Raw genomic sequence first — 21,822 nt, 5'->3', positions numbered from 1 at the left:
GAAGCAGCCTAGTCTCTAAGTCAAGGCTGTAGAAGCCCATTGATCGACACGGAGTGGCGTCGATGGGTAGTTCACAACTTCTTCCCTGCTTCCCTCACATTACTCAAAAAACAAACTACTCTTTTAACAATAGTTATTTGTAACTAAAAATACACTCAATATAATCAACTTTTTTACTATTTAAAAAAATAAAACAAATAAAAAAGCATTACATTTGCGCCTTTTACATTTATAAATTATCCTTCAGCGATATATCACCCTAAGGGAATATCATTCAAATGAGTCAGCAAAAACAAGCTATAGTCGACCAGGAAGTTACTTTTGGTATTGATGAAGAACTACTCTCTACTACAGATTTACAAGGAGTCATAACTTACGCAAATGATAATTTTTGTAAAGTTGCTGGGTATACATTAGACGAGCTAGTAGGTAATAACCATAGTATGGTGCGCCACCCAGATATGCCCAAAGCTGCGTTTGCCGATTTATGGTCTAATTTAAAAAATGATATTGCTTGGCGAGGTGCAATTAAAAACAGATGTAAAAATGGTCAATACTACTGGGTTGACGCATTTGTAACGCCAATTTATGAAAATGGAAAAAAAATAGGCTATCAATCTGTTAGGCGCCGACTATTACCTGAGTACTTAAACAGCGCAGAAAATCTGTATAAGCGTATTAATAGTGGCAAGTCTATAAATACATTTACTCATAATCTGTCGGCACTCAAACTCCCTCTATATTTATGCTTTAGTGCACTTTTTGCTTGGTTAGCTAGTTATTCACTGTGGTTTATTTTGCTGTTTATTCCTCTGCCATTTGTTATTTATTATGATCAACTCGTTTTATCACAGCGATACCTTAAAAAAAGAAAAACTGAGTCAGACAGTATCTCTCGCCATGTGTTTTCGGGCAGTAATATATTTAGTTTTGCTGATTTTCAAATTAAATTACTCGAAGGAAAAGTCACTACAATAGTAGGGCGGATCATCGATGGAACATTGAGTTTAGAAAAGGGTGCCAACTCACTCAAAGCCGTTGCTCAAAAATCTAAATTGGGGGTTGAAAAAGAAGCTGCAGAGCTACATCAGGTTTCGTCAGCGGTTGAGCAAATGGTTAACTCAATTGATAACGTTGCCAAAAGTACTGTTATAACTACCCAGAAAGTAAATCAAGCGCATTCAAATTGTGAAGCAGCTACGCAGGCTATGTCGCAAACTATGGATAAAGTTTCTTTACTCGCAAATGAGGTAGATAATTCAGCTAATTCAGCAACAGAATTAGCCAAAGAGGCAGGTAAAATTGGCGATATCATGCAAGAAATTCAAGGTATTGCAGATCAAACTAATTTACTTGCGTTAAACGCAGCCATAGAGGCAGCGCGTGCTGGAGAGCATGGTAGAGGTTTTTCTGTCGTTGCAGATGAAGTTCGCGCGTTATCAAGCAGAACCCACTCTGCCACTGAGCAAATACAAACATCTATAGCAGAAATGCAGTCAACGTTATTAAGCTGGTCTAAAACGATGGAAGTTGGAAAAAACGCTGCCGAAGACTGTGTTAAAGAAACACGCCAAACACAAGACGTTGTTTCTCAGGTGCATCTTTCTATTAGTGATATTTCAGATCTCACGAGCCAAATATCTACAGCTGCCGAAGAACAAAGTATGGTATCGCAAGAGATTAGCCGTAACATTTACAATATTAGTGAAACCTCAAGCGAAAACCTAACTCAAGCACAATTAGTAGAAGTCGAATCAGATTCTATTGATAAACGCTCAAAAATGCTTGCATCATTAGGGCTATCTTTCAAAGTAGATTAAAGGGCGGGTAAGAGCAGGTTTCAGGCATTAGGTTTTAGGCAGAGATTAAACCAAAATCGGTGTTTAAATTACCCGTAGGCGGGGCTTTATGCCGCGCTTGTTAAAAATCAAAAAAGCGTAAGGTAAATCTACTACTACTACAAGCTAGGTATTTTAAGCTTATTTAATGTGGGTTTTAAAAATATAAAAACTGGATAAACAACTTAAAGGATTAATACTTTTTTGATTTTTGATTTTTGATTTTTGATTTTTGATTTTTCTTGAGGAAAGAAAAATTGGGGCGATTGACGGGGCTTGAACCCGCGACAACCGGAATCACAATCCGGGGCTCTACCAACTGAGCTACAACCGCCACAACACACCTTGGTTGGTGTGAGGCGCATAATACATAAAGTATTAAAAGTTGTGAAGCAAAAAAGTGAAAAAAATTAAAAAAAGAGCGAAATAGCATGTTTAGTGTGTGTTTTGCACGAAAAGCAGTCAAGTTAACTAATGTTTTAATAAGTAACTGGATTAAAACTTATTTATGCAAACCCATTATGTAGTGAATCTAAAATGTAAATAATATATAATTTGCCGATAAAATCAGATGAACGACTTTCAGGGACCACAAAATGGAATCGGTACTCAATTGGCTTAATGAAAACTCAGGCCTAATCTTACACTATGGAATACAAGCGGTAATAGCGCTGGTTATCTTTTTATTAGGTGGGCGAATTGCAAAATTTTGTGCAAACTTAACCGAAAAAGCATTCGACAAAAAGAAAGTAGACAAAGCAGTAGGCTCATTTGTTTCTAGTATTGTATTTGCCATAGTATTTATGGCGACCGTTTTAATGGCGCTGTCGCAAATAGGGATCGAAACAACCTCATTTATTGCTATTTTAGGTGCTGCTGGTTTAGCTGTAGGTTTAGCACTACAAGGCTCGCTTTCTAACTTTGCATCAGGCGTGCTGATTATTTTACTACGCCCTTTTAAATCGGGTGACTACGTAGAGGCAGGTAATAAAGCCGGCACTATTAAAAAAATCGAAATATTTTCAACAGAGCTGCGCACCCCAGATAACAAAGTTATCATAATGCCAAATTCAAAAATCATGTCAGATGCAATCGTTAATTACTCACGAGAGTCAACACGCCGTATAGATTTAGTAATTCGTGTAGATTACGATGCCGATTTACGCAAAGCGAAAGAAGTGCTTAAATCAATACTCGATAGCGAGTCACGCATTTTAAAAGATCCGGCTTATAACGTATCAGTATCTGAGCTTGCTGAATCAAGCGTAAACTTTATAGTTCGCCCGTGGGTTGAGTCAGCCGATTATTGGCCTACGTACTGGAGTTTACTCGAAGAAATTAAAATTATATTTGATGAGCAAGGGATCAATATTCCAGCTCCTCAGATGGATGTACATTTACGCAAACAAGATTAATTTACTTACAGCTATACAAAGGTTATTTTTAAATGAAACTAAAGCTTTTATCAATTTTAGTTGCAGCAACAGCAGCAACTAACGCATTTGCAGACGACGCTGAGCAAAAAACCTGGGAAGTTACCAGTGAGCTAGGCGCTATTATTACCAGCGGTAACACCGAAACCACCACACTTAAAGGTGGTATTAAGGTATTGCATCATCTAGAACGTTGGAATAATGAGTACAAAATCGACGGTATTTATAAAGAAGACGAAGTAGAAAACGACGATGGTACAAAAGACAAACAGCGTACTAACGAAAAATACGCTATTTCTGCACAAGGCAATTACAAATTAAATGAAAAACACTCGCACCTATTCATTTATGGTTCACACGTTTCAGACTATTTTGGTGCCTATAGAAGTGAGTCGGTAGTTTCTGCTGGTTATGGTTTACGTTTATTAAACGAAAAAACCATGTGGTTAAGTGCCGAAATTGGTCCTGGTTATAAGTACTTTAAGTATCCAGATGTAAGCACAGAAGTTGACGAAAATGGTAATTCACTTGCTGGTGAATACGAAGGCGAAATTATTGCCTTAGGTAAATTAGATTACAACTGGAAGATTTCTGATAACGCTCGTTTTACGCAATTAGTAACAGTAGAGTATGGTGACACCAACACCAAAACACGCTCAGAAACTGCACTACTTGCTAAAATAAATGGTTCATTACAAATGAAGGTTGCTTACAATATTATTAACAACTCAGATGTTGCTGATGACAAAGAAAGCACCGATACAGAGACCTCGCTAACACTGGTTTACAGTTTTTAACCAATAATACCAAGTTAATGACATTTAAATGACTAAAGGGGCAAAAGTCCCTTTTTTATTTGTTCAATAGTAATGTACAATACACAGCAATTCTTGTTGTAGACCTAGGGAAATACCTACTCGTGAGCCTTTTTAAACACTTATTTAGTGCTTTAGTATTAATATGTAGCTTTAGTGCATTAGCATTCACCCCGAGTGCGTCGCAAATAGAGCAATTTAAAAAACTACCAAAGTCTCAGCAGCAGGCATTGGCAAAGCAGTACGGTGTTGACCTATCGGTAATAACTGGGTCAAGCCAATCAAGTAATCAACCTCAAGTTGAAGAACCCACAATCGGTCCTCGTTTAGTACAACAAGAGCAAGCAGCAAAAGCAGAACCAGCAAAACAAAACCCTAATACAGTTAAGCCATTTGGTTATGAACTTTTTGCCGGTGAACCGACTACATTTATGCCTAGCGAAACCGCAGCAGTGCCCGACACCTACTTAGTAGGGCGTGGCGATCAGCTACTAATTAACTTTTATGGTAAAGAAAGCGATAGATTTGAAGTGATCGTTGATCGCGAAGGGCGCATTAGCATCCCTAACTTAAGCCCAGTACAAGTTGCAGGTTTAACCTTCGCTGAGGTTAAAGAATTAATAAAAGTTAAAGTAGAACAAGAAATTATTGGCGTTAAAGTATTTGTGTCGCTTGGTCAGTTACGCAGCATGCGTATTTTAGTACTTGGCGAAGCATACAAGCCTGGTAGTTATAATGTATCGTCTTTAACTACTGTGTCGCATGCATTATTTGTAAGTGGTGGTGTATCTGATATTGCTTCATTGCGTAACATTCAAGTAAAGCGTGCGGGTAAAGTAGTTGCTAATTTTGATTTGTACGACTTACTTATTCATGGTGATAGCAGTAACGATATAACTTTAAAGCCCGGTGACGCCGTATTTGTACCTTCAGTTGGTGCACAAGTAAAAGTAGAAGGCTTAGTGAAACGCCCAGCTATATTCGAACTTAAAAAAGGCGAAACGGCGAAAGAATTACTAGCTATGGCTGGCGGCTTAAAACCAGGTGCCTATACAAAAAATGCAGTGGTAGAGCGTTTTAACAACAATCGTAAAGAAGTACTTACCGTAGACTTTTCTGCTAATAGCATAAACTATATTCCCCAAGACGGCGACCGCGTACGCTTTAATACCATAAGCTCACAATATAAAAATTCAGTTAATTTAGTCGGTGCCGTAGTACGCCCTGGTAGCTATCAATGGCACCAAGGTAAACGTATTTCCGATGTTCTAAAGTCGGTACGTGGCGATCTACTTCCCCAAGCTGATTTAAGCTATGGCTTATTAGTACGCGAAATAAACATAAATGGTGACATAGAAGTGCATCAGTTTGATGTAGCTTTAGCTATTATTAAAAATAGCGAAAACGACCTAGCCTTAAACGCCAACGACAAAATACTTGTATTTAGTGAGTTTGAAGAAAAACAAGATGAAAAGTTAACGTTAGCGGCAACTGGCTCAGGTACTAAAAAAGATACATCAATTGAGCAAGCTGCAACACAAGGTGAAAATAGTAACCAATTAAGTGCAGCAAGTTATACACCTTATAGCCGTAACAATTTATTAGCGCCAATCATTAAAAAGCTTAAACGCCAAGCATCGACCGAGCAAGCTATTCAGCTAGTAGAAGTTAACGGCAGTGTTACTTACCCAGGTGTTTACCCATTAACGATAGGTGGCGAAGTTGCTGACCTTGTGACGGCAGCGGGTGGCTTACTTGAATCGGCTTATACCAAACAAGCCGAAATTACCCGTATGGTTGATGGTGATGCTTCAAAAGTAGAGCATATAAAAATAGACTTTGATCAAGTAGTAAATGGTAATGAACAAAACCGTATTGCTTTACAAAGTAAAGACAGCCTGAATATTTTTGCAATTCCAAACTGGCAAGAAAACGTAAAAGTAACCTTAAAGGGGGAGCTATTATTCCCGGGAACTTACACAATTCGCCGTGGCGAAACATTAACTAATTTGTTAGAGCGCGCAGGTGGTTTTTCAGATTTTGCTGAGCAAAAGGCAGCGGTATTTATTCGCCAGTCAGTTAAGCAGCAAGAGCAACAGCAGTTAGCACGTTTGACTAACGAATTACGCCGCGATGTGGCATCTAAAAGCTTTCAAGACTCTATAAACAGCAGCACGCTTTCGTACGACGAAATGAACAAACTACTAAACGACCTAGCCGATGTAGAAGCAGTTGGGCGCTTAGTTATCGACCTGCCTTTAATTGTAAATAATCAGCAAAACTTAGTGCTACAAGATGGTGATACACTTTACGTGCCTAGTAAGCGCGACTCTATCAGCGTAGTGGGAGAGGTTAATTATGCAACTACTCACTTATATAAGGCGGGTATAAGCGTAGACGACTACCTTAAGCTAAGTGGAGGCCTTAAAGAGCGTGCCGATGACGACCGTATTTATATAATTAAAGCCAATGGCTCGGTAAAAATACCTAATACGGGTAGTTGGTTTGCAGTTAATAACTCAGAGCAACTAGAAGCAGGCGACACCATAGTAGTACCTATGGACACAGGGCACATGGATAAGCTAACGCTGTGGAGCACCGCAACACAAATACTGTATCAATTAGGTGTAGCAGTAGCTGCAATCGGTAGCCTTTAAGTAAAGTAATAAATTAAAAACTAAAACCAAAGTAATCCTTTGGTTTTAGTTAACATGTACAAAATAGTAAAAACAAAAATTAGCAATTAAATCAGTACGTAGGAACTGCAACCTAGGGGCGGAAGCGTGCCTGAATGACTTGAAAGTAAATGGTTTTACTTCCAAGTTGAAGCAAGACACCTCTGCGACGAACCGGACCGCAAGCCTGGCTGCAAGACTAATAAATAGCTTTAGCTATCAACCGAGATTTATATGAACAATAACCAAGCAAATATAAAAGAGAATAACGAATACGTGCAAAGCCATAACAATAACATCGCTGACGACGAAATCGATTTACGTGAGCTGTTTGCTGTAATTTGGCAAGGAAAATGGCTAATAATAGCAATTACAGCACTGTTCGCAGTTGCATCAGTTGTTTATGCAATTAACCAGCCTAATATCTATAAGTCAGAAGCATTGTTAGCGCCTGCAGAGCAAGAAGGTTCTGGTGGTTTGGCGGGCTTAGCTGGGCAGTTTGGTGGTTTAGCCAGCTTGGCGGGTGTTAATCTTGGTGGTGGCTCAAGCAATAAAGCACAGTTAGCTATTGAGGTATTAAAATCACGCCAGTTTACCAGCGACTTTATTCAAAAGCATAATATCTTACCAGACTTAATGGCTGCTAAAACGTGGGATATGCAAACGAATACTGTTGTATATAATAGCGAAATGTACGATGCTCAAAATAATAAATGGCTACGTGAAGTTGAAGCGCCTTTTAAGCCAGAGCCATCTATGCAAGAAGCCTTTAAGGTTTTTAGCAAAATAATAAGTGCAAGTACTGATAAAGAAAGCGGTATGGTTACCGTGTCGGTAGAGCATGTATCTCCTAGTGTTGCTCAGCAATGGGTTAGCTGGCTGATTGAAGATATAAATAAAAGCATGAAAGAACGAGATGTTTTAGAGGCAGTAAAAAGCACTGACTTTTTAACTCAGCAGCTAGAGCAAACTAAAATTGCTGATATACGTGCGGTACTTTACAAATTAGTTGAAGAGCAAACTAAAACAATTATGTTTGCTAAAGTACGCGACGAATATGTATTTAAAACGATTGATGCGGCATTAGTGCCAGAAGAAAAGTTTAAACCTAAGCGCGCATTAATCTGTGTACTAGGTGTACTTTTAGGTGGAATGCTAAGTGTAATGATAGTATTGATCAGACACTATGTAGCCAAAGATAAAGACTAGGTTTAAACGTCTAGTTTTTGAGGGCCTATTGGGTACTTTTAAATAAAAGTACAAAAACAAGCAATTACAAGTAGATAGTCTAAATTGACTGTCTCAAAATGGAAAAAAGTGTCTCAGTGGGTTGTAATATCACTGAGATACTAAATTGCAAAAATGCAATTTAGTGGTAAGTTGTAAAAAGCGCATTTGGCCAGTTTATGATGGTTTTTTAAGTTACCTATGGAACTAAAATTAATTAGTAGAGAATAAAGAATAGAGTTAAGCCCCCTACCGCCACAGTTACACCCTATATAGGTTGCCTAATAAGCTATTAAATTTGTAAAGTTTATGCATTAAATCAGTCCTAAGGCTAATAAATAAAAACTCAAATTTTTAATGTGATTTCTTAACAGAAATATTTACGTAATGCTGACTGATTTTCATAATAGCTATTTTAATTCTGTGAGAATTGGGTTAAGTGAAACTGTAGAAAGCTGCAATTCAATAAGACTTTATATAATAAACGATTTAAGAACATTAATTGAAGTTATATGATCTTAATCAGAAATGATAATAGGCAGGTTTAATTAGTTATATGCTCCCACAAGATGTTTTTGAAGTTGTAATAAGATCAACGCCCTTAGTTTCAATCGATATAATTCTAAAGAATACTACTGGAGAAGTGTTGTTAGGAAAAAGAAACAACAGACCCGCTCAAGGAAACTGGTTTGTTCCTGGCGGAAGAGTATTGAAAGATGAGCCTCTTGATGTAGCATTTAAACGATTAATTGAAAATGAGTTAGGTTTAAAGGGAAAAGTCAACTCCAACTTTAAAGGTGTATATCAGCACTTTTATGATGATAACTTTCTTGGTGATACTTTTACTACTCATTATGTTGTACTCGCTTATGAGGTTTGTTTCAATGGTAAGTTATCATCACTGCCGGAAGAGCAGCATTCAGATTACGAATGGTTTACACAAGATGAACTTTTATTGAATGAGAAAGTACATGAGCATACAAAGTGGTACTTTCAGAGTGATACACAAGCCGATAAGATGTTTAAGTAATTAATGCTTAAAGTTCACTTAAAATTACAAATTAAAGGTTAGAAAATATTTTTATGATCACTCCTATTATAATGGCAGGCGGTACTGGTTCTCGGTTATGGCCCCTTTCGCGCGAGCTATACCCAAAGCAGTTCTTAACAGTAACGGGTGAGCAGTCAATGTTACAGCAAACAGTTGCGCGTTTATCGGGTTTAGAGCATACAGCACCTGTTTTAATCTGTAATGAAGAACACCGTTTTATCGCGGCAGAGCAAATGCGAATTGGTGGCTTTGCACATAGCGGCATTATTTTAGAGCCTGTAGGGCGTAATACAGCACCCGCAATAGCATTAGCTGCTTTACAAGCTGTAAATAATGCAGCCGAAGGGGAGGAGCCTATATTATTAGTACTTGCGGCAGATCATGTTATTCAAAATATAACTGCTTTTGAGAGCGCTGTACAAAACGCATTACCTTTTGCAGAAAGTAACCAACTAGTTACCTTTGGAATAGTACCCACAGCCCCTGAAACTGGTTACGGCTATATAAGGTCGGGTGAACAAAGTGGTAATGCGTTTACGGTGAGTGAATTTGTAGAAAAACCAAACCTAGCAACCGCACAAAAGTATTTATCGAGTGGTAATTACTATTGGAATAGTGGCATGTTTTTGTTTAAAGCCAGCCGTTACCTTGAAGAGTTAGCTAAGTTTTCACCTGAAATATTAGAAATATGTAAGCAAGCAATTGCGGTGCCAGAGCAAGATTTAGAGTTTATACGCGTAAATAAAGCAATCTTTGAAACTTGCCCCGATGACTCTGTTGATTATGCTGTAATGGAAAAAAGCCAAAATGTTGTTGTGGTTCCAATGGATGCAGGCTGGAGTGACGTTGGTTCTTTTTCAGCTTTATGGGAAGTATCTGCTAAAGATAAAAATCAAAATGTCATTAAAGGTGATGTAATTGCAGTTGATTCAAGCAATAACTACATATACGCCGAAAATAAACTCGTGTCTACAGTCGGAGTTGATAATTTAGTTATTATTGAAACCAAAGATGCTATTTTAGTAGCAAATAAAGACCAAGTGCAAAATGTTAAAACGATTGTAAAAAAATTAAAAGGTGCAGGTCGCACAGAGCATAAGATACATCGAGAAGTTTATCGCCCTTGGGGTAAGTATGACTCAATTGATTTTGGTAAACGAGATCAGGTAAAACGCATTACGGTTAAGCCGGGTGAAAAACTGTCGATTCAAAAGCATCACCATCGTTCTGAGCATTGGATTGTAGTGTCGGGTACTGCTAGTGTATTAAATGGCGATAAAACTATTTTAGTAACTGAAGACGAGTCTACTTACATTCCTTTAGGTACAATACATGCACTCGAAAATCCAGGTAAAATACCGCTTGAAATGATAGAAGTTCAAACGGGTAGCTACTTAGGTGAAGATGATATTGTACGTTTTGAGGACCGTTACGGTCGAGTATAATAGGCCGAGTCAGTTTTAATTAGTATGGATTATAATGAATAAAAAATTAGTAAGCTCAGAAGTTTTAGCGCAAAGCGGTGTGACTTTTGGTACTAGTGGTGCAAGAGGGTTAGTGACTCAATTTACAACTAATGTTTGTGCTGCATTTAGTGTTGCGTTTATTAAAAGCATGCAACAAAGCTTTAGCTTTAATACGGTGGCACTTGCAATAGATAACCGTCCTAGTAGTTCTTCAATGGCACAAGCATGCACATCAGCGCTTCAACAGCTTAATATTAATGTTGTATATTATGGAGTCATACCAACACCAGCTTTAGCATATAAAGCAATGCAAGATAATATACCTGCAATAATGGTAACGGGAAGCCATATTCCGTTTGACCGTAACGGGCTTAAATTTTATCGCCCTGATGGCGAAATTAGTAAAACTGATGAACAGGCTATTATTACTGAACAAGTTGAGTTTTTCGAACTTACAGACCTTGTTGAACTAACCGCAAGTAACCGAGCCACAGAGGAGTATATTAAGCGTTACACATCTTTATTTACTACACCATGGCTTACAGGTAAGTGTATAGGAATTTATGAACACTCTAGTGCCGGTCGTGATCTCTACTATAGAATATTTGAAGCGCTAGGTGCTAATGTCTTTCGATTAGAACGAAGTGATAAATTTGTACCGATAGATACAGAAGCTGTCTCTGAAGATGACACACTTAAAGCAATAGCTTGGACCAAAAAGTATAACTTAGATATGGTTTTTTCAACGGACGGGGATGGTGATCGGCCACTAGTATCAGATGAAAATGGAAATTGGTTACGGGGCGATGTCTTAGGTTTATTAAGTGCAGATGCATTAAGTGTTGAAGCACTATCGGTACCGATAAGTTGTAATACTGCGATTGAAATTAGTCAAAAATTTAAGCACGTGGAAAGGACCCAAATTGGTTCGCCATACGTGATTGCAGAATTCTCTCAACTAAAGGAACAGTTTAGTACTGTTGCTGGTTTTGAGGCTAATGGCGGTTTTTTATTAGGAAGTGACGTCCAGTTTAATGGTAAATTATTAAAATCATTACCGACCCGAGATGCTGTTTTGCCTGCAATCATGCTTTTACTTGCTGCTGGTGATGCTAATATTTCAGAATTAGTAAAAGCACTTCCCGAACGTTTTACTTATAGCGACCGGCTCCAAAACTTCGCTACCGAAAAGAGCCAAGCACTTATTTCCATAGGCAAAAAAGCTCCAGGAGAGCTTATGACTAAACTCGGTTTAATCGATACTGAGATCAATAGTATCGATGAAACCGATGGATTAAGAATTACGTTTGAAGATGGAAATATTATTCATTTGCGCCCTTCAGGTAATGCACCAGAGTTACGCTGTTATGGCGAGGCAAATAACTTTTCAACAGCAAATAAAATTGTTGTTACCACATTAAGCAAAATTATAAATCTTGATACGAATTTAAATACGTAACTATTAAGTTTGGATATTATTAAAAATAGTCTCCAAAATTTAAGTAAAGGAATTAAAAAATGGCAGATAAAAAAGTTGCATTAATCACAGGTGTTACAGGCCAAGATGGTTCATATCTTGCGGAGCTATTGTTAGAGAAAGGCTACGAGGTACATGGTATAAAACGTCGTGCGTCATCGTTAAATACTGAGCGTGTCGATCATATTTATCAAGATAACCATGAAAAAAATCAAAAGTTTTTTTTACATTACGGTGATTTAACTGATTCATCTAACTTAACGCGTATTATTAAAGATGTGCAACCAGATGAAGTATATAACTTAGGTGCTCAGTCGCATGTTGCAGTATCGTTTGAGTGCCCTGAATACACAGCCGATGTTGATGCAATGGGAACCTTGCGTTTACTTGAAGCTATTCGATTTTTAGGGCTTGAGAAAAAAACTAAGTTTTATCAAGCATCAACTTCTGAGTTATATGGTGAAGTGCAAGAGATCCCGCAAAAAGAAACAACTCCATTTCACCCACGCTCACCTTACGCAGTGGCAAAAATGTATGCCTATTGGATTGTCGTAAACTATCGTGAATCGTATGGTATGTATGCGTGTAATGGGATTTTGTTTAATCATGAATCACCGCGCCGTGGTGAAACTTTTGTTACACGTAAAATCACCCGTGGCATTGCGAATATTGCACAAGGCTTAGAGAGTTGTTTATACCTTGGTAATATGGATGCTTTGCGTGATTGGGGACATGCAAAAGACTACGTGCGCATGCAATGGATGATGTTACAACAAGACGTTGCTGATGATTTTGTAATTGCAACAGGTAAACAAATCAGCGTACGTGAATTTGTAAAACTATCAGCTCAAGAAGCTGGTATTGAACTTGAATTCAGCGGCGAAGGTGTTGATGAAATTGCTACTGTAAAAGCTATCATTGGTAATAATGCAAAAGCATTAACTGTTGGTGATATTATTGTTCGAGTTGACCCTCGTTATTTCCGCCCCGCGGAAGTTGAAACATTATTAGGCGACCCTTCAAAAGCGAAAGAAAAATTAGGTTGGGTACCACAAATAACAGTTGAAGAAATGTGCGCAGAAATGGTACAGCATGATCTAAGTAAAGCAAAACAGCATGCATTATTAAAAGCTCATGGGCACAATGTGGCAATATCAATAGAGAATCAAGGTTAAATAATGTCTACACTAGATGCTAAAATTTTTGTTGCAGGACATCGTGGAATGGTTGGTTCTGCAATTATTCGTCAACTCGAAGCGCATGGGTATGCAAATATAATTACACGAAAACGAAGCGAGCTAGATCTTACCAACCAAAAAGCGGTACTCGATTTTTTTCAAAATGAAAAAATAGACCAAGTTTATTTAGCTGCTGCCAAAGTGGGAGGGATTGTAGCTAATAATACGTATCCTGCAGAATTCATATATGAAAATTTAATGATAGAATGTAATATCGTTCACGGTGCTCACTTGGCAGGTATCCAGAAGTTACTATTTTTAGGCTCTTCATGTATTTATCCTAAATATGCAGAGCAGCCAATGGCTGAAACTGCATTATTAACAGGGAGGTTAGAAGAAACTAATGAACCTTACGCAATTGCTAAAATAGCGGGTATTAAGCTCTGCGAAAGTTACAATCGTCAGTATAAGCGCGATTACCGTAGTGTTATGCCAACAAATCTATATGGACCAGGTGATAACTTTCACCCTGAAAACAGCCATGTAATACCAGCATTAATTCGCCGCTTTCATGAAGCGAAACTACAAAATTTAAAAAAAGTTATTGCATGGGGGAGTGGTGAACCTATGCGTGAGTTTTTATATGTAGAGGATATGGCCGCTGCATCTATTCATGTAATGAATTTAAAGCAATCTATTTATATCAAAAATACAGAACCAATGCTAAGTCATATAAATGTAGGTACTGGTACAGACTGCACTATCCGTGAACTAGTTGAAACTGTGGCTAAGGTTGTTGGCTTTAAAGGTGATATTGAGTTTGACAGATCAAAACCTGATGGTGCACCACGTAAGTTAATGAATGTTGAAAGGCTTAAGTCTCTAGGTTGGGAATACTCAGTATCATTAGAAAGAGGTTTGACCCAAGCTTATGAATGGTTTTTGGCTAATCAGGGACAGTATAGGAGCTGAGTAATATGAAAATATTAATAACTGGTGGTGCAGGGTTTATTGGTTCTGCTGTTGTTCGCTATATAATAGAACACACTCAAGATTCAGTTGTAAATCTAGATAAGCTAACTTATGCAGGCAATCTTGATTCATTAAAATCTATAGATAAAAACGAGCGCTATGTATTTGAGCAAGTTGATATTTGTGACCGTGTAGCCCTAGACCGTGTGTTTGCCGAGCACAAGCCAGATGCTGTAATGCATTTAGCTGCAGAGAGCCATGTTGATCGCTCAATTACAGGCCCCGCTGAATTCATTCAAACTAATATTGTAGGAACTTACACATTATTAGAAGCTGCTCGCGAGTACTGGAATTCACTCGAAGATAGCGCAAAGCTCGCATTTAGGTTTCACCATATTTCAACGGATGAAGTTTATGGTGACTTACCGCATCCTGATGATGTGAAGGGGGAAGCGGAAAATGTGAAGGGTGAAACTGGCACTTCACACTTAGCACTTAACAACTCACAAGGTTTACCTCTTTTTACTGAACAAACATCATATGCACCAAGTAGTCCGTATTCAGCAAGTAAAGCATCGAGCGATCACTTAGTTCGTGCTTGGTTACGTACTTATGGCTTTCCTACGATAGTTACAAATTGTTCAAATAATTATGGCCCTTACCACTTCCCTGAAAAGTTAATTCCGCTAGTAATACTCAACGCACTTGAAGGTAAAGAGTTACCAATTTACGGTAAAGGCGACCAAATTCGCGACTGGCTTTATGTAGAAGACCACGCTCGTGCACTTTATAAAGTAGTAACGGAAGGTCAGGTAGGTGAAACATATAATATCGGTGGTCATAATGAAAAGCAGAACATTGAGGTAGTGCAAAATATTTGCAGTATTTTAGATGAGTTAGTGCCCAAAGAGTATAATTATTCAGAACAAATAACATTTGTAACTGACCGCCCTGGCCATGACCGCCGATATGCAATAGATGCATCAAAAATAAGTAAAGAATTAAACTGGGAACCGATTGAAACCTTTGAAACAGGGCTATATAAAACAGTCCAGTGGTATTTAAATAACCCAGTGTGGTGTCAAAACATACAGGATGGTTCGTACAAGCGAGAACGTCTTGGTGAAATAAACAGTCAAGTTTAAGGAGAGTAATGTGAAAGGTATTATTTTAGCAGGAGGTTCTGGCAGTCGTTTATATCCAATAACGCAAGGGGTTTCGAAACAGCTATTACCTGTTTATGATAAGCCCATGATCTATTACCCATTATCAGTGCTAATGTTAGCTGGTATTAAAGATATTTTGATCATTACTACGGCTGAAGATATTGACAGTTTTAAAAGGCTATTAGGTGGAGGTGAAAGGTTTGGTATCACCCTGTCTTATATAATTCAGGAAAAACCTGAAGGATTAGCACAAGCTTTTATTTTAGGGGCCAATTTTATTGGCTCAGATCCTGTTTGCCTTATTCTAGGAGATAATATCTTTTATGGGCCACAATTAAGCCCTAAATTACTTCGCGCGAAATCTCAAAAGTCTGGCGCGACGGTTTTTGGTTATCATGTTCATGACCCACATCGTTTTGGTGTAGTTGAGTTCGATGAAAATAAAAAAGCTATTTCTATAGAAGAAAAACCGACTAACCCTAAGTCTAGCTATGCAGTAACTGGTTTGTACTTCTACGATAATGACGTTATTGAAATTGCAAAAACGATTAAGCCTTCTGTTCGTGGGGAATTAGAAATTACCGATGTGAATAAGGTATATCTAGAAAGAGGTACTCTTAATGTCGAAATGCTAGGTCGTGGATATGCGTGGCTAGATACCGGTACTCATGCTAGTTTATTGGAAGCCTCACAATTTGTTCATACTGTAGAGTCGCGTCAAGGTTTTAAAATTGCTTGCTTAGAAGAAATTGCCCATAACAGTGGCTGGATTGATTTAACTAAATCAGATTTTGATCATGAGATATTAAATAAAACTGAATATGGTAAATATCTATTGGGAATTATTTGTGAAAACGATTAATTTTATTCAAGATGAAGCAACGCCTCACAATAATATATTAATCAAAAATATTAATGCTATTAATGAAATTAAACTTGAATATGCATTGAGTAAATCCAATCAATATGAATGGGATATCGATTTAACAAATGAAATAATTAACGCAAATATTTATGGGTTAAAAGTAAACTTACGATTGATAAAAAACTACATAAAAAAATCAAAAAAAGAAAGTTTTTTGATGGTTGGTTGGAGTAACCCTACAACGCGAATTATTTTTTTACTTTCAGTTTTTTTTAAACTAAATCTTTTTATGTGGTTTGATCTCCCCGATGATAATAAAAAACGAAGTTGGCTGAGTAGGCAGGTAAGAAGCTTATTTCATTTTTTATTGAAAAAATCAAATATTCAACTATTCTGTGCAGGAAAAACAACTATTGATTATTTTTCATCCAAAGGGTTTTCTAAATCTAGACTGCATAATCTTCCTATTCAGGTCGAAGTAGTCAAAGAAAAAATATTACATTTCGAAAGTAATGAGTTGAAGGTATTTGCAGGTAGTCGATTAACATTTGATAAAGGTTTTGATTTATTAATTAGTGCATTAGGGGCGTTACCTAAAAATGCTAAAGTTAAATTACGTCTTGCTGGTACTGGTCCTGAGAAAGAGCAGTTAGAGGCTCAAGTTAAAGCTTTAGGGCTAACTACTTCGGTAGAGTTTATCGGCTGGTTGTCCCCAGCTAATTATCAACAAGAGCTAGCTAAAAGTGATATATTCATTCACCCAGCTAGAGTTGATGCATATGGGGCTACGGTCCTAGCTCTAGCGTCAGGAACGCCGGTGATCGGTTCCAATGGCGCCGGGGCTGTTATCGACTGTCTAATTGATGGTGAGAATGGATATGTGTATAGACCTGAAGATGTTGAAAAATTAAGTGAACTTATAATGCGTTTTCATGATAACCAATTTTTAATAACCGAGTTTTCGAAAAAGGCTTTGTTAATTGCAAATCAATATGATGGTGAATACTGGGCAAAGCAAGTTATAAAGGCAATGAAATGATAATTTTAGATGAGCATGAGATATTTTCCTTAGTAAGTCTTAGTATTGCTAACCTGGAAAATTTGAGGCTTTGGAAGAATAAGCATAGAAACAGTTTTTTTCATAAAGAAATAATCACCACAAAGCAGCAATTAGAATGGTTCAATAGTTATCTCAATGATTCTGAAAATCAAATGTATATTGTAATGCTCAATGGTGAAGCAATAGGCTGTATGGGTTATCGATTTAAAGAAGGTGTTATAGATGTTTATAATATTATGCGTGGTGTAGAAACCAATCACGAAAAATTTACAATGTCAGACGCTTTTAAATTAATGCTAAATTTTATTAATTACAAATATCAGAAAAAAATAAGCTGTGTTGTACTAAATGAAAATCCTGCATTTAACTGGTATTTAAAAAATGAATTTGAAGTAAAAGAAGAGTATGAAACGTATTCTCTTCTGGAATATAATCCAAAGAAATACTCAAAGAATTTTATAGTGAAGGAAGATTAATAATGATTACTGTTTTTGGTTCACATGTTGGTGAAAATGAAATAAATTCTGTTGCAGATAGTATGAAAAAGCAATGGATGGGTATGGGGCCTAAAGTCGCAAAGTTTGAAAGTGACTTTAAAGAAAGATTAACCCTTAAAAACTTTATAATGGTTGATAGTGGCTCTAATGCTTTATATATGGCTGTAACATTATTAAACTTACCGAAGGGCTCTGAGGTTATTGTACCTACTTTCACATGGGTTTCTTGTGCACAAGCGGTGTTACTTGCTGGTTTAAAACCAGTATTCTGTGATGTAGATATTAAAACAATGAATGTAACCAAAGAGACAGTAGAAGCACAGATTACAGATAAAACATCTGCGATTATGGTCGTTCATTATGCTGGTCTACCAGTAGATATGGATAGAATAAAAGAGTTAGGGTTGCCAATTATCGAAGATGCAGCACACGCTGTTGACTCATATTATAAAGGCGAGGCTTGTGGCGGCATTGCTGAAGTTGGTATCTATAGTTTTGACGCTGTCAAGAACTTGTCAGTTGGCGAAGGTGGCGGTGTTGCCGTTAAATCAGATGAAGCTGCTATACGAGCTAAAAAATTACGCTATTGCGGAATTGGTAAATCTGGTTTTGAAGCATCTACCAATGGAAAGGCTCGTTGGTGGGAATATGCGATTGATGAAGCATTTATTAAGATGAACCCGTCGGATATTGCCGGAGCTATTGCCGTTGAGCAACTAAACAGATTAGATGAATTACAGCAAAAGCGTAAAGATATTTGGGATTATTACCAACTAGCCTTTACAGAACTTCAACAAGTGATAACGCCTGTTGAAGCTAATGAAGGCGATAAACATTCATATTTTACCTACTGTATACGTGTGCCTAAACGTGATGAACTTGCAAAGTACTTAATCGACAGAGGTGTTTATACCACTCTTAGATATCATCCACTGCACCTAAATCCTATATACGGACAAATGGATCTACGCTTGGAAAATAGTGAAATATTAAATGATGACGCATTAAGTATTCCATTACACCCTAATATGTCACTTGATGATGCCAAAAAAGTCGTTGCTGAAATTACCGCTTTTTATAATATCTAATTCAGGAACTAAGGCTTGTAAATGAAAGTAACTAATACAAAAATCGAAGCTGTAAAAATAATCGAACCAAGAGTTTTTGGTGATGAACGCGGTTTTTTCATGGAAACATGGAATGATAAAGTATTTAAAGAACTAGTCGCAGATAGAAGCTTTGTGCAAGATAATCACTCAAAATCTAAAAAAGGGATTTTGCGTGGTTTACATTTTCAAACGGAGAGCTGTCAAGGCAAGTTAGTTCGAGTCATACAAGGTGAGGTATTTGATGTTGCTGTCGATCTAAGAGAAAATTCTACAACTTATGGTGAATGGGTTGGTGAATTTTTATCTGCTCAAAATAAAAAGCAATTATGGATTCCTGAAGGCTTTGCCCATGGTTTTCTTGTTGTGAGCGATGAAGCTGAATTTGTCTACAAATGTACTGATTTCTATAATCCTGAATTTGAGCAAAGTCTAGCTTGGGATGATAAAGCAATTAATATTAAATGGCCTTTAGCTGAAGGAGAGACACCTGTTTTATCTGGTAAAGATATGCAAGGTGTTTCTTTTAATAACCTGCCTAAAATTAACCTATAAAAGTGAGTGTAAGGGGGGCTGTCCCCCCCTTAAAAAATAACTATGAAAGTATTAGTAGTTGGGGATTGGTTAGCCGAAATATATGAAGAGTCGTTTTATAAAGCATTCAAAGAGCATGGCTGTGAGGTCTCTAAATTCTCCTGGATTCAATACTTTAAATATTATCAATACGCGAATCGCTTTGAAGTGAAGAGTAATTTACTACTCTCTTTATATTACCGTATACAGAATCGATTTACATTTGGCCCTGAATTGCTTCGCATTAATCGTGATTTGCTACGTGATTCAGTAGAGTGTAAATATGACCTTATTTTTATTTATCGTGGTACGCATATATTTCCTTCAACCATTAAAAAGTTAAAAGAAACAGGTGCGGTTGTTTTTGGGTATAATAATGATGATCCTTTCAGCACGCATTATCCTAAGTATTTTTGGCGCCATTTTATGCGTGGGATTAAATACTATGATCATATCTTTTCCTATCGAAATAAAAATTTAGATGATTATAAAAACATAGGTTACAAAAAATCATCTATCTTGCGTTCATATTACCTTAAAGATAAAAATTTCATAATGGCACCTACTGCTGTTAACAAAATTTATATGTCTGATGTTGTATTTATTGGGCATTATGAAAATGATGGTCGCGATGAGATACTTTTGCACTTACTAAAGGCAGGGGTTGCTCTTAAATTATATGGAACTAGCTGGGATAAATCGCCTTATATTTCAGAAATTGAAAGTTTTACTGGGAAAATTAAACCTGTCTATGTAGAGTATAATGAAGTGTTAAATGGAGCGAAAATAGCCTTAATTTTTTTATCAAAACTTAATAATGATACATATACCCGCAGAGTATTTGAAATTCCCGCGGCTAAAGCCGTAATGCTATCAGAATATACTGAAGACATGGCTAACTTGTATGAAAATGAAAAAGAAATATTTTTTTTTAATAATAAAGATGAATGCCTGAGAATTATCAATAATCTACTAGCGCATTCCGATTTAATAAATGAGGTTGCAAACCAAGCATACAATAGACTGTTGACTGATGGTCATGAGGTATTTGATCGTGTCGCTGAAATTATAAATAAGTATGAAAATGAAAAACCTAATAAAAACTAAAGGTAGCTTATTATTTTTTTCTGGTGGGCTAGTTTTTACTAATTTATTTACAACACTAATTATTGCTACTTCGCTTGGCTTTGGTTTAGAGCTTGATGTGTATTATATTACTCTATCAGTGTATCTTTTCTTACTTGCTGCTATTGGTTGGAGCTTAACTAATGTTATTACTCCAATACTTATTAGCCGAGGTATTACAGAGTCAATTTCTAGTATTTTTTATATTGTACTTACTTGGGCTTTGCTTATTGTAATATGTTTAATTTTATTACTCCCATTTATAACAAATATAATTTATACCAATTATATTGATGAATATTCAATCGAATTTATTTATGGTCTATTTCTACTCTCTTGCACAATCTTTGTTGTAGACCTGTTATCCCAGGTGTTCATCTGTTTTGAAAATGCATCTGAAAGATTTGTACGAGCTATATCAATCAATTTTATTTCTTCGTTAGTTGGGTTATCTGTTTGCTATTATTTGGTGGAGAGCTTTGGGCTTGTCGGTGCATTGTTAACTCAGTTAGCCATAAAAGTAGTCTTACTTATTGTTTTGTTAATATTGAATATCCGTTACTTATCGCGAATTAAATACGATAAGAAAATGGCAAAAGAATTATTTTCAAGATCCAAATATTTTTTTATTAGTGGTCTTTATTATCGTACTGAAGATTTAGTAGAAAAATTTATTGCAAGCTTTTTAGCGCCTGGTTTTTTGTCTTTAGTATCCTTTGTTCAACGGATATACGGAGCTATAATTACCGTAATTAATACGGTAATAATAACGCCTACGTTAACACGGTTTTGTAAGAGTAAAACTAAAGAGGAAAAGTACTCTGATTATAAATTTATAAAGTTGCTTGTTGCTGTAGTGTGCTTAGCTACCTTGATTTCATTTCCTATCGTTTATTTTTATGGTGAAACTTTTTTATTATTAATTTTTTCTGATAAATTGTTAGGTGTTGAAGAGAATATAACATTAGTATTATGCGCTCTTTTTCCTACATTTATGCTGCTAACAATTAATCAATTGTTGCATAATTTATTAATGAGTAGAGCACAGGAAAGAAACATTGCAAAATTTGATATGATTTCATATACCCTTTCCTTAGTTTTAAAAGTTAGTTTAACTTTTGGTTATGGCTTCTCAGGTTTTTTAGTAGGCATTGTCTTTGCTTCAGCACTGAAACTATCTTTCAAATCATATTTAGTATTCGGAGTTATCAAAAATGAAAACATTTGAGTTAAGAGTTAGCGAAAAAGAAATATATTCTAGTGTGTTTACCTTCATCTAGAAGCTTAATTTATTTATA

At 36.6% G+C, this 21,822-nt stretch carries 18 protein-coding genes and 1 tRNA gene; 18 read left to right on the top strand and 1 reads right to left on the bottom strand.

The features are described from left to right. Positions 1-278 precede the first annotated feature (278 nt). Positions 279-1,820, top strand: a complete 1,542-nt coding sequence (locus AAEY55_RS12215; RefSeq protein ID WP_350551554.1) for a PAS domain-containing methyl-accepting chemotaxis protein — start codon at positions 279-281, stop codon at positions 1,818-1,820. A gap of 276 nt (positions 1,821-2,096) precedes the next feature. Here AAEY55_RS12215 and AAEY55_RS12210 read toward each other — a convergent pair. Further along, a tRNA-His gene (locus AAEY55_RS12210) sits at positions 2,097-2,172 on the bottom strand. Between the two features lie 262 nt (positions 2,173-2,434). On the opposite strand from AAEY55_RS12210, the gene AAEY55_RS12205 reads away from it, so the two are divergent. The 17 genes from AAEY55_RS12205 to AAEY55_RS12125 all read left to right on the top strand — a co-directional run bounded on the left by AAEY55_RS12205 (position 2,435) and on the right by AAEY55_RS12125 (position 21,752). Continuing rightward, positions 2,435-3,253 carry a mechanosensitive ion channel family protein gene (locus tag AAEY55_RS12205; RefSeq protein ID WP_011327107.1) on the top strand — a complete coding sequence of 273 codons (819 nt, stop codon included), beginning with the start codon at positions 2,435-2,437 and terminating at the stop codon, positions 3,251-3,253. Between the two features lie 32 nt (positions 3,254-3,285). Then, positions 3,286-4,068 carry a YdiY family protein gene (locus AAEY55_RS12200; protein WP_089367703.1) on the top strand — a complete coding sequence of 261 codons (783 nt, stop codon included), beginning with the start codon at positions 3,286-3,288 and terminating at the stop codon, positions 4,066-4,068. Between the two features lie 122 nt (positions 4,069-4,190). After that, positions 4,191-6,743, top strand: a complete 2,553-nt coding sequence (locus tag AAEY55_RS12195) for an SLBB domain-containing protein (protein WP_089367704.1) — start codon at positions 4,191-4,193, stop codon at positions 6,741-6,743. 252 nt (positions 6,744-6,995) lie between these two features. After that, positions 6,996-7,970, top strand: a complete 975-nt coding sequence (locus AAEY55_RS12190; protein WP_350551549.1) for a Wzz/FepE/Etk N-terminal domain-containing protein — start codon at positions 6,996-6,998, stop codon at positions 7,968-7,970. Positions 7,971-8,544: 574 nt separating this feature from the next. Continuing rightward, positions 8,545-9,018 carry a GDP-mannose mannosyl hydrolase gene (locus AAEY55_RS12185; RefSeq protein WP_350551546.1) on the top strand — a complete coding sequence of 158 codons (474 nt, stop codon included), beginning with the start codon at positions 8,545-8,547 and terminating at the stop codon, positions 9,016-9,018. 53 nt (positions 9,019-9,071) lie between these two features. Further along, a complete protein-coding gene (locus tag AAEY55_RS12180) occupies positions 9,072-10,484 on the top strand; it encodes a mannose-1-phosphate guanylyltransferase/mannose-6-phosphate isomerase (RefSeq protein ID WP_350551543.1) in 1,413 nt (470 codons plus the stop codon). 34 nt (positions 10,485-10,518) lie between these two features. Next, entirely contained in the window at positions 10,519-11,964 is a 1,446-nt protein-coding gene (locus AAEY55_RS12175) for a phosphomannomutase (RefSeq protein WP_350551540.1), read from the top strand. A 59-nt stretch (positions 11,965-12,023) separates the two neighbouring features. Beyond that, positions 12,024-13,157, top strand: a complete 1,134-nt coding sequence (gene gmd / locus AAEY55_RS12170; protein ID WP_350551537.1) for a GDP-mannose 4,6-dehydratase — start codon at positions 12,024-12,026, stop codon at positions 13,155-13,157. A 3-nt stretch (positions 13,158-13,160) separates the two neighbouring features. Beyond that, the gene (locus tag AAEY55_RS12165) at positions 13,161-14,132 is read left to right on the top strand and encodes a GDP-L-fucose synthase (RefSeq protein ID WP_350551534.1); all 972 of its coding nucleotides are present in this window, start codon (positions 13,161-13,163) and stop codon (positions 14,130-14,132) included. Between the two features lie 5 nt (positions 14,133-14,137). Continuing rightward, positions 14,138-15,277: a dTDP-glucose 4,6-dehydratase gene (locus AAEY55_RS12160; RefSeq protein ID WP_350551531.1), complete on the top strand. Its 1,140-nt coding sequence runs from the start codon at positions 14,138-14,140 to the stop codon at positions 15,275-15,277. A gap of 10 nt (positions 15,278-15,287) precedes the next feature. Then, positions 15,288-16,160 (top strand): glucose-1-phosphate thymidylyltransferase RfbA, encoded by an 873-nt coding sequence (rfbA, locus tag AAEY55_RS12155; protein WP_350551528.1) that lies wholly within the window; start codon positions 15,288-15,290, stop codon positions 16,158-16,160. Continuing rightward, a complete protein-coding gene (locus AAEY55_RS12150) occupies positions 16,147-17,202 on the top strand; it encodes a glycosyltransferase (protein ID WP_350551525.1) in 1,056 nt (351 codons plus the stop codon). Before rfbA ends, AAEY55_RS12150 begins: the two co-directional genes overlap by 14 nt. Continuing rightward, the gene (locus AAEY55_RS12145; protein ID WP_350551522.1) at positions 17,199-17,699 is read left to right on the top strand and encodes a hypothetical protein; all 501 of its coding nucleotides are present in this window, start codon (positions 17,199-17,201) and stop codon (positions 17,697-17,699) included. The genes AAEY55_RS12150 and AAEY55_RS12145 overlap by 4 nt, the downstream gene beginning before the upstream one ends. Before the next feature lie 2 nt (positions 17,700-17,701). Then, complete coding sequence (locus AAEY55_RS12140; protein WP_350551519.1) at positions 17,702-18,808, top strand: DegT/DnrJ/EryC1/StrS family aminotransferase; 1,107 nt, start codon at positions 17,702-17,704, stop codon at positions 18,806-18,808. A 21-nt stretch (positions 18,809-18,829) separates the two neighbouring features. Next, complete coding sequence (gene rfbC, locus AAEY55_RS12135; protein WP_350551516.1) at positions 18,830-19,381, top strand: dTDP-4-dehydrorhamnose 3,5-epimerase; 552 nt, start codon at positions 18,830-18,832, stop codon at positions 19,379-19,381. 42 nt (positions 19,382-19,423) lie between these two features. Then, positions 19,424-20,506 (top strand): glycosyltransferase, encoded by a 1,083-nt coding sequence (locus AAEY55_RS12130; RefSeq protein ID WP_350551513.1) that lies wholly within the window; start codon positions 19,424-19,426, stop codon positions 20,504-20,506. Further along, positions 20,484-21,752 (top strand): hypothetical protein, encoded by a 1,269-nt coding sequence (locus AAEY55_RS12125; RefSeq protein WP_350551510.1) that lies wholly within the window; start codon positions 20,484-20,486, stop codon positions 21,750-21,752. The genes AAEY55_RS12130 and AAEY55_RS12125 overlap by 23 nt, the downstream gene beginning before the upstream one ends. Positions 21,753-21,822 lie beyond the last annotated feature (70 nt).

Origin of the sequence: Pseudoalteromonas sp. 120-MNA-CIBAN-0494, assembly GCF_040308885.1 — a bacterium.
In the GTDB taxonomy this organism is placed as follows: Bacteria; Pseudomonadota; Gammaproteobacteria; order Enterobacterales; family Alteromonadaceae; genus Pseudoalteromonas; species Pseudoalteromonas nigrifaciens.
Note: the sequence above shows the minus strand (reverse complement) of the source record. Positions and strands in the feature narration are given on the sequence as shown.

Coding starts and splice junctions, on each gene's coding strand:
- AAEY55_RS12175 (WP_350551540.1), top strand. CDS start 10,519: ATGAATAAAAAATTAGTAAGCTCAGAAGTTTTAGCGCAAAGCGGTGTG.
- AAEY55_RS12160 (WP_350551531.1), top strand. CDS start 14,138: ATGAAAATATTAATAACTGGTGGTGCAGGGTTTATTGGTTCTGCTGTT.
- AAEY55_RS12180 (WP_350551543.1), top strand. CDS start 9,072: ATGATCACTCCTATTATAATGGCAGGCGGTACTGGTTCTCGGTTATGG.
- AAEY55_RS12165 (WP_350551534.1), top strand. CDS start 13,161: ATGTCTACACTAGATGCTAAAATTTTTGTTGCAGGACATCGTGGAATG.
- AAEY55_RS12130 (WP_350551513.1), top strand. CDS start 19,424: ATGAAAGTATTAGTAGTTGGGGATTGGTTAGCCGAAATATATGAAGAG.
- gmd (WP_350551537.1), top strand. CDS start 12,024: ATGGCAGATAAAAAAGTTGCATTAATCACAGGTGTTACAGGCCAAGAT.
- AAEY55_RS12145 (WP_350551522.1), top strand. CDS start 17,199: ATGATAATTTTAGATGAGCATGAGATATTTTCCTTAGTAAGTCTTAGT.
- AAEY55_RS12125 (WP_350551510.1), top strand. CDS start 20,484: ATGAAAAACCTAATAAAAACTAAAGGTAGCTTATTATTTTTTTCTGGT.
- AAEY55_RS12190 (WP_350551549.1), top strand. CDS start 6,996: ATGAACAATAACCAAGCAAATATAAAAGAGAATAACGAATACGTGCAA.
- AAEY55_RS12215 (WP_350551554.1), top strand. CDS start 279: ATGAGTCAGCAAAAACAAGCTATAGTCGACCAGGAAGTTACTTTTGGT.
- AAEY55_RS12185 (WP_350551546.1), top strand. CDS start 8,545: ATGCTCCCACAAGATGTTTTTGAAGTTGTAATAAGATCAACGCCCTTA.
- AAEY55_RS12140 (WP_350551519.1), top strand. CDS start 17,702: ATGATTACTGTTTTTGGTTCACATGTTGGTGAAAATGAAATAAATTCT.
- rfbC (WP_350551516.1), top strand. CDS start 18,830: ATGAAAGTAACTAATACAAAAATCGAAGCTGTAAAAATAATCGAACCA.
- AAEY55_RS12200 (WP_089367703.1), top strand. CDS start 3,286: ATGAAACTAAAGCTTTTATCAATTTTAGTTGCAGCAACAGCAGCAACT.
- AAEY55_RS12205 (WP_011327107.1), top strand. CDS start 2,435: ATGGAATCGGTACTCAATTGGCTTAATGAAAACTCAGGCCTAATCTTA.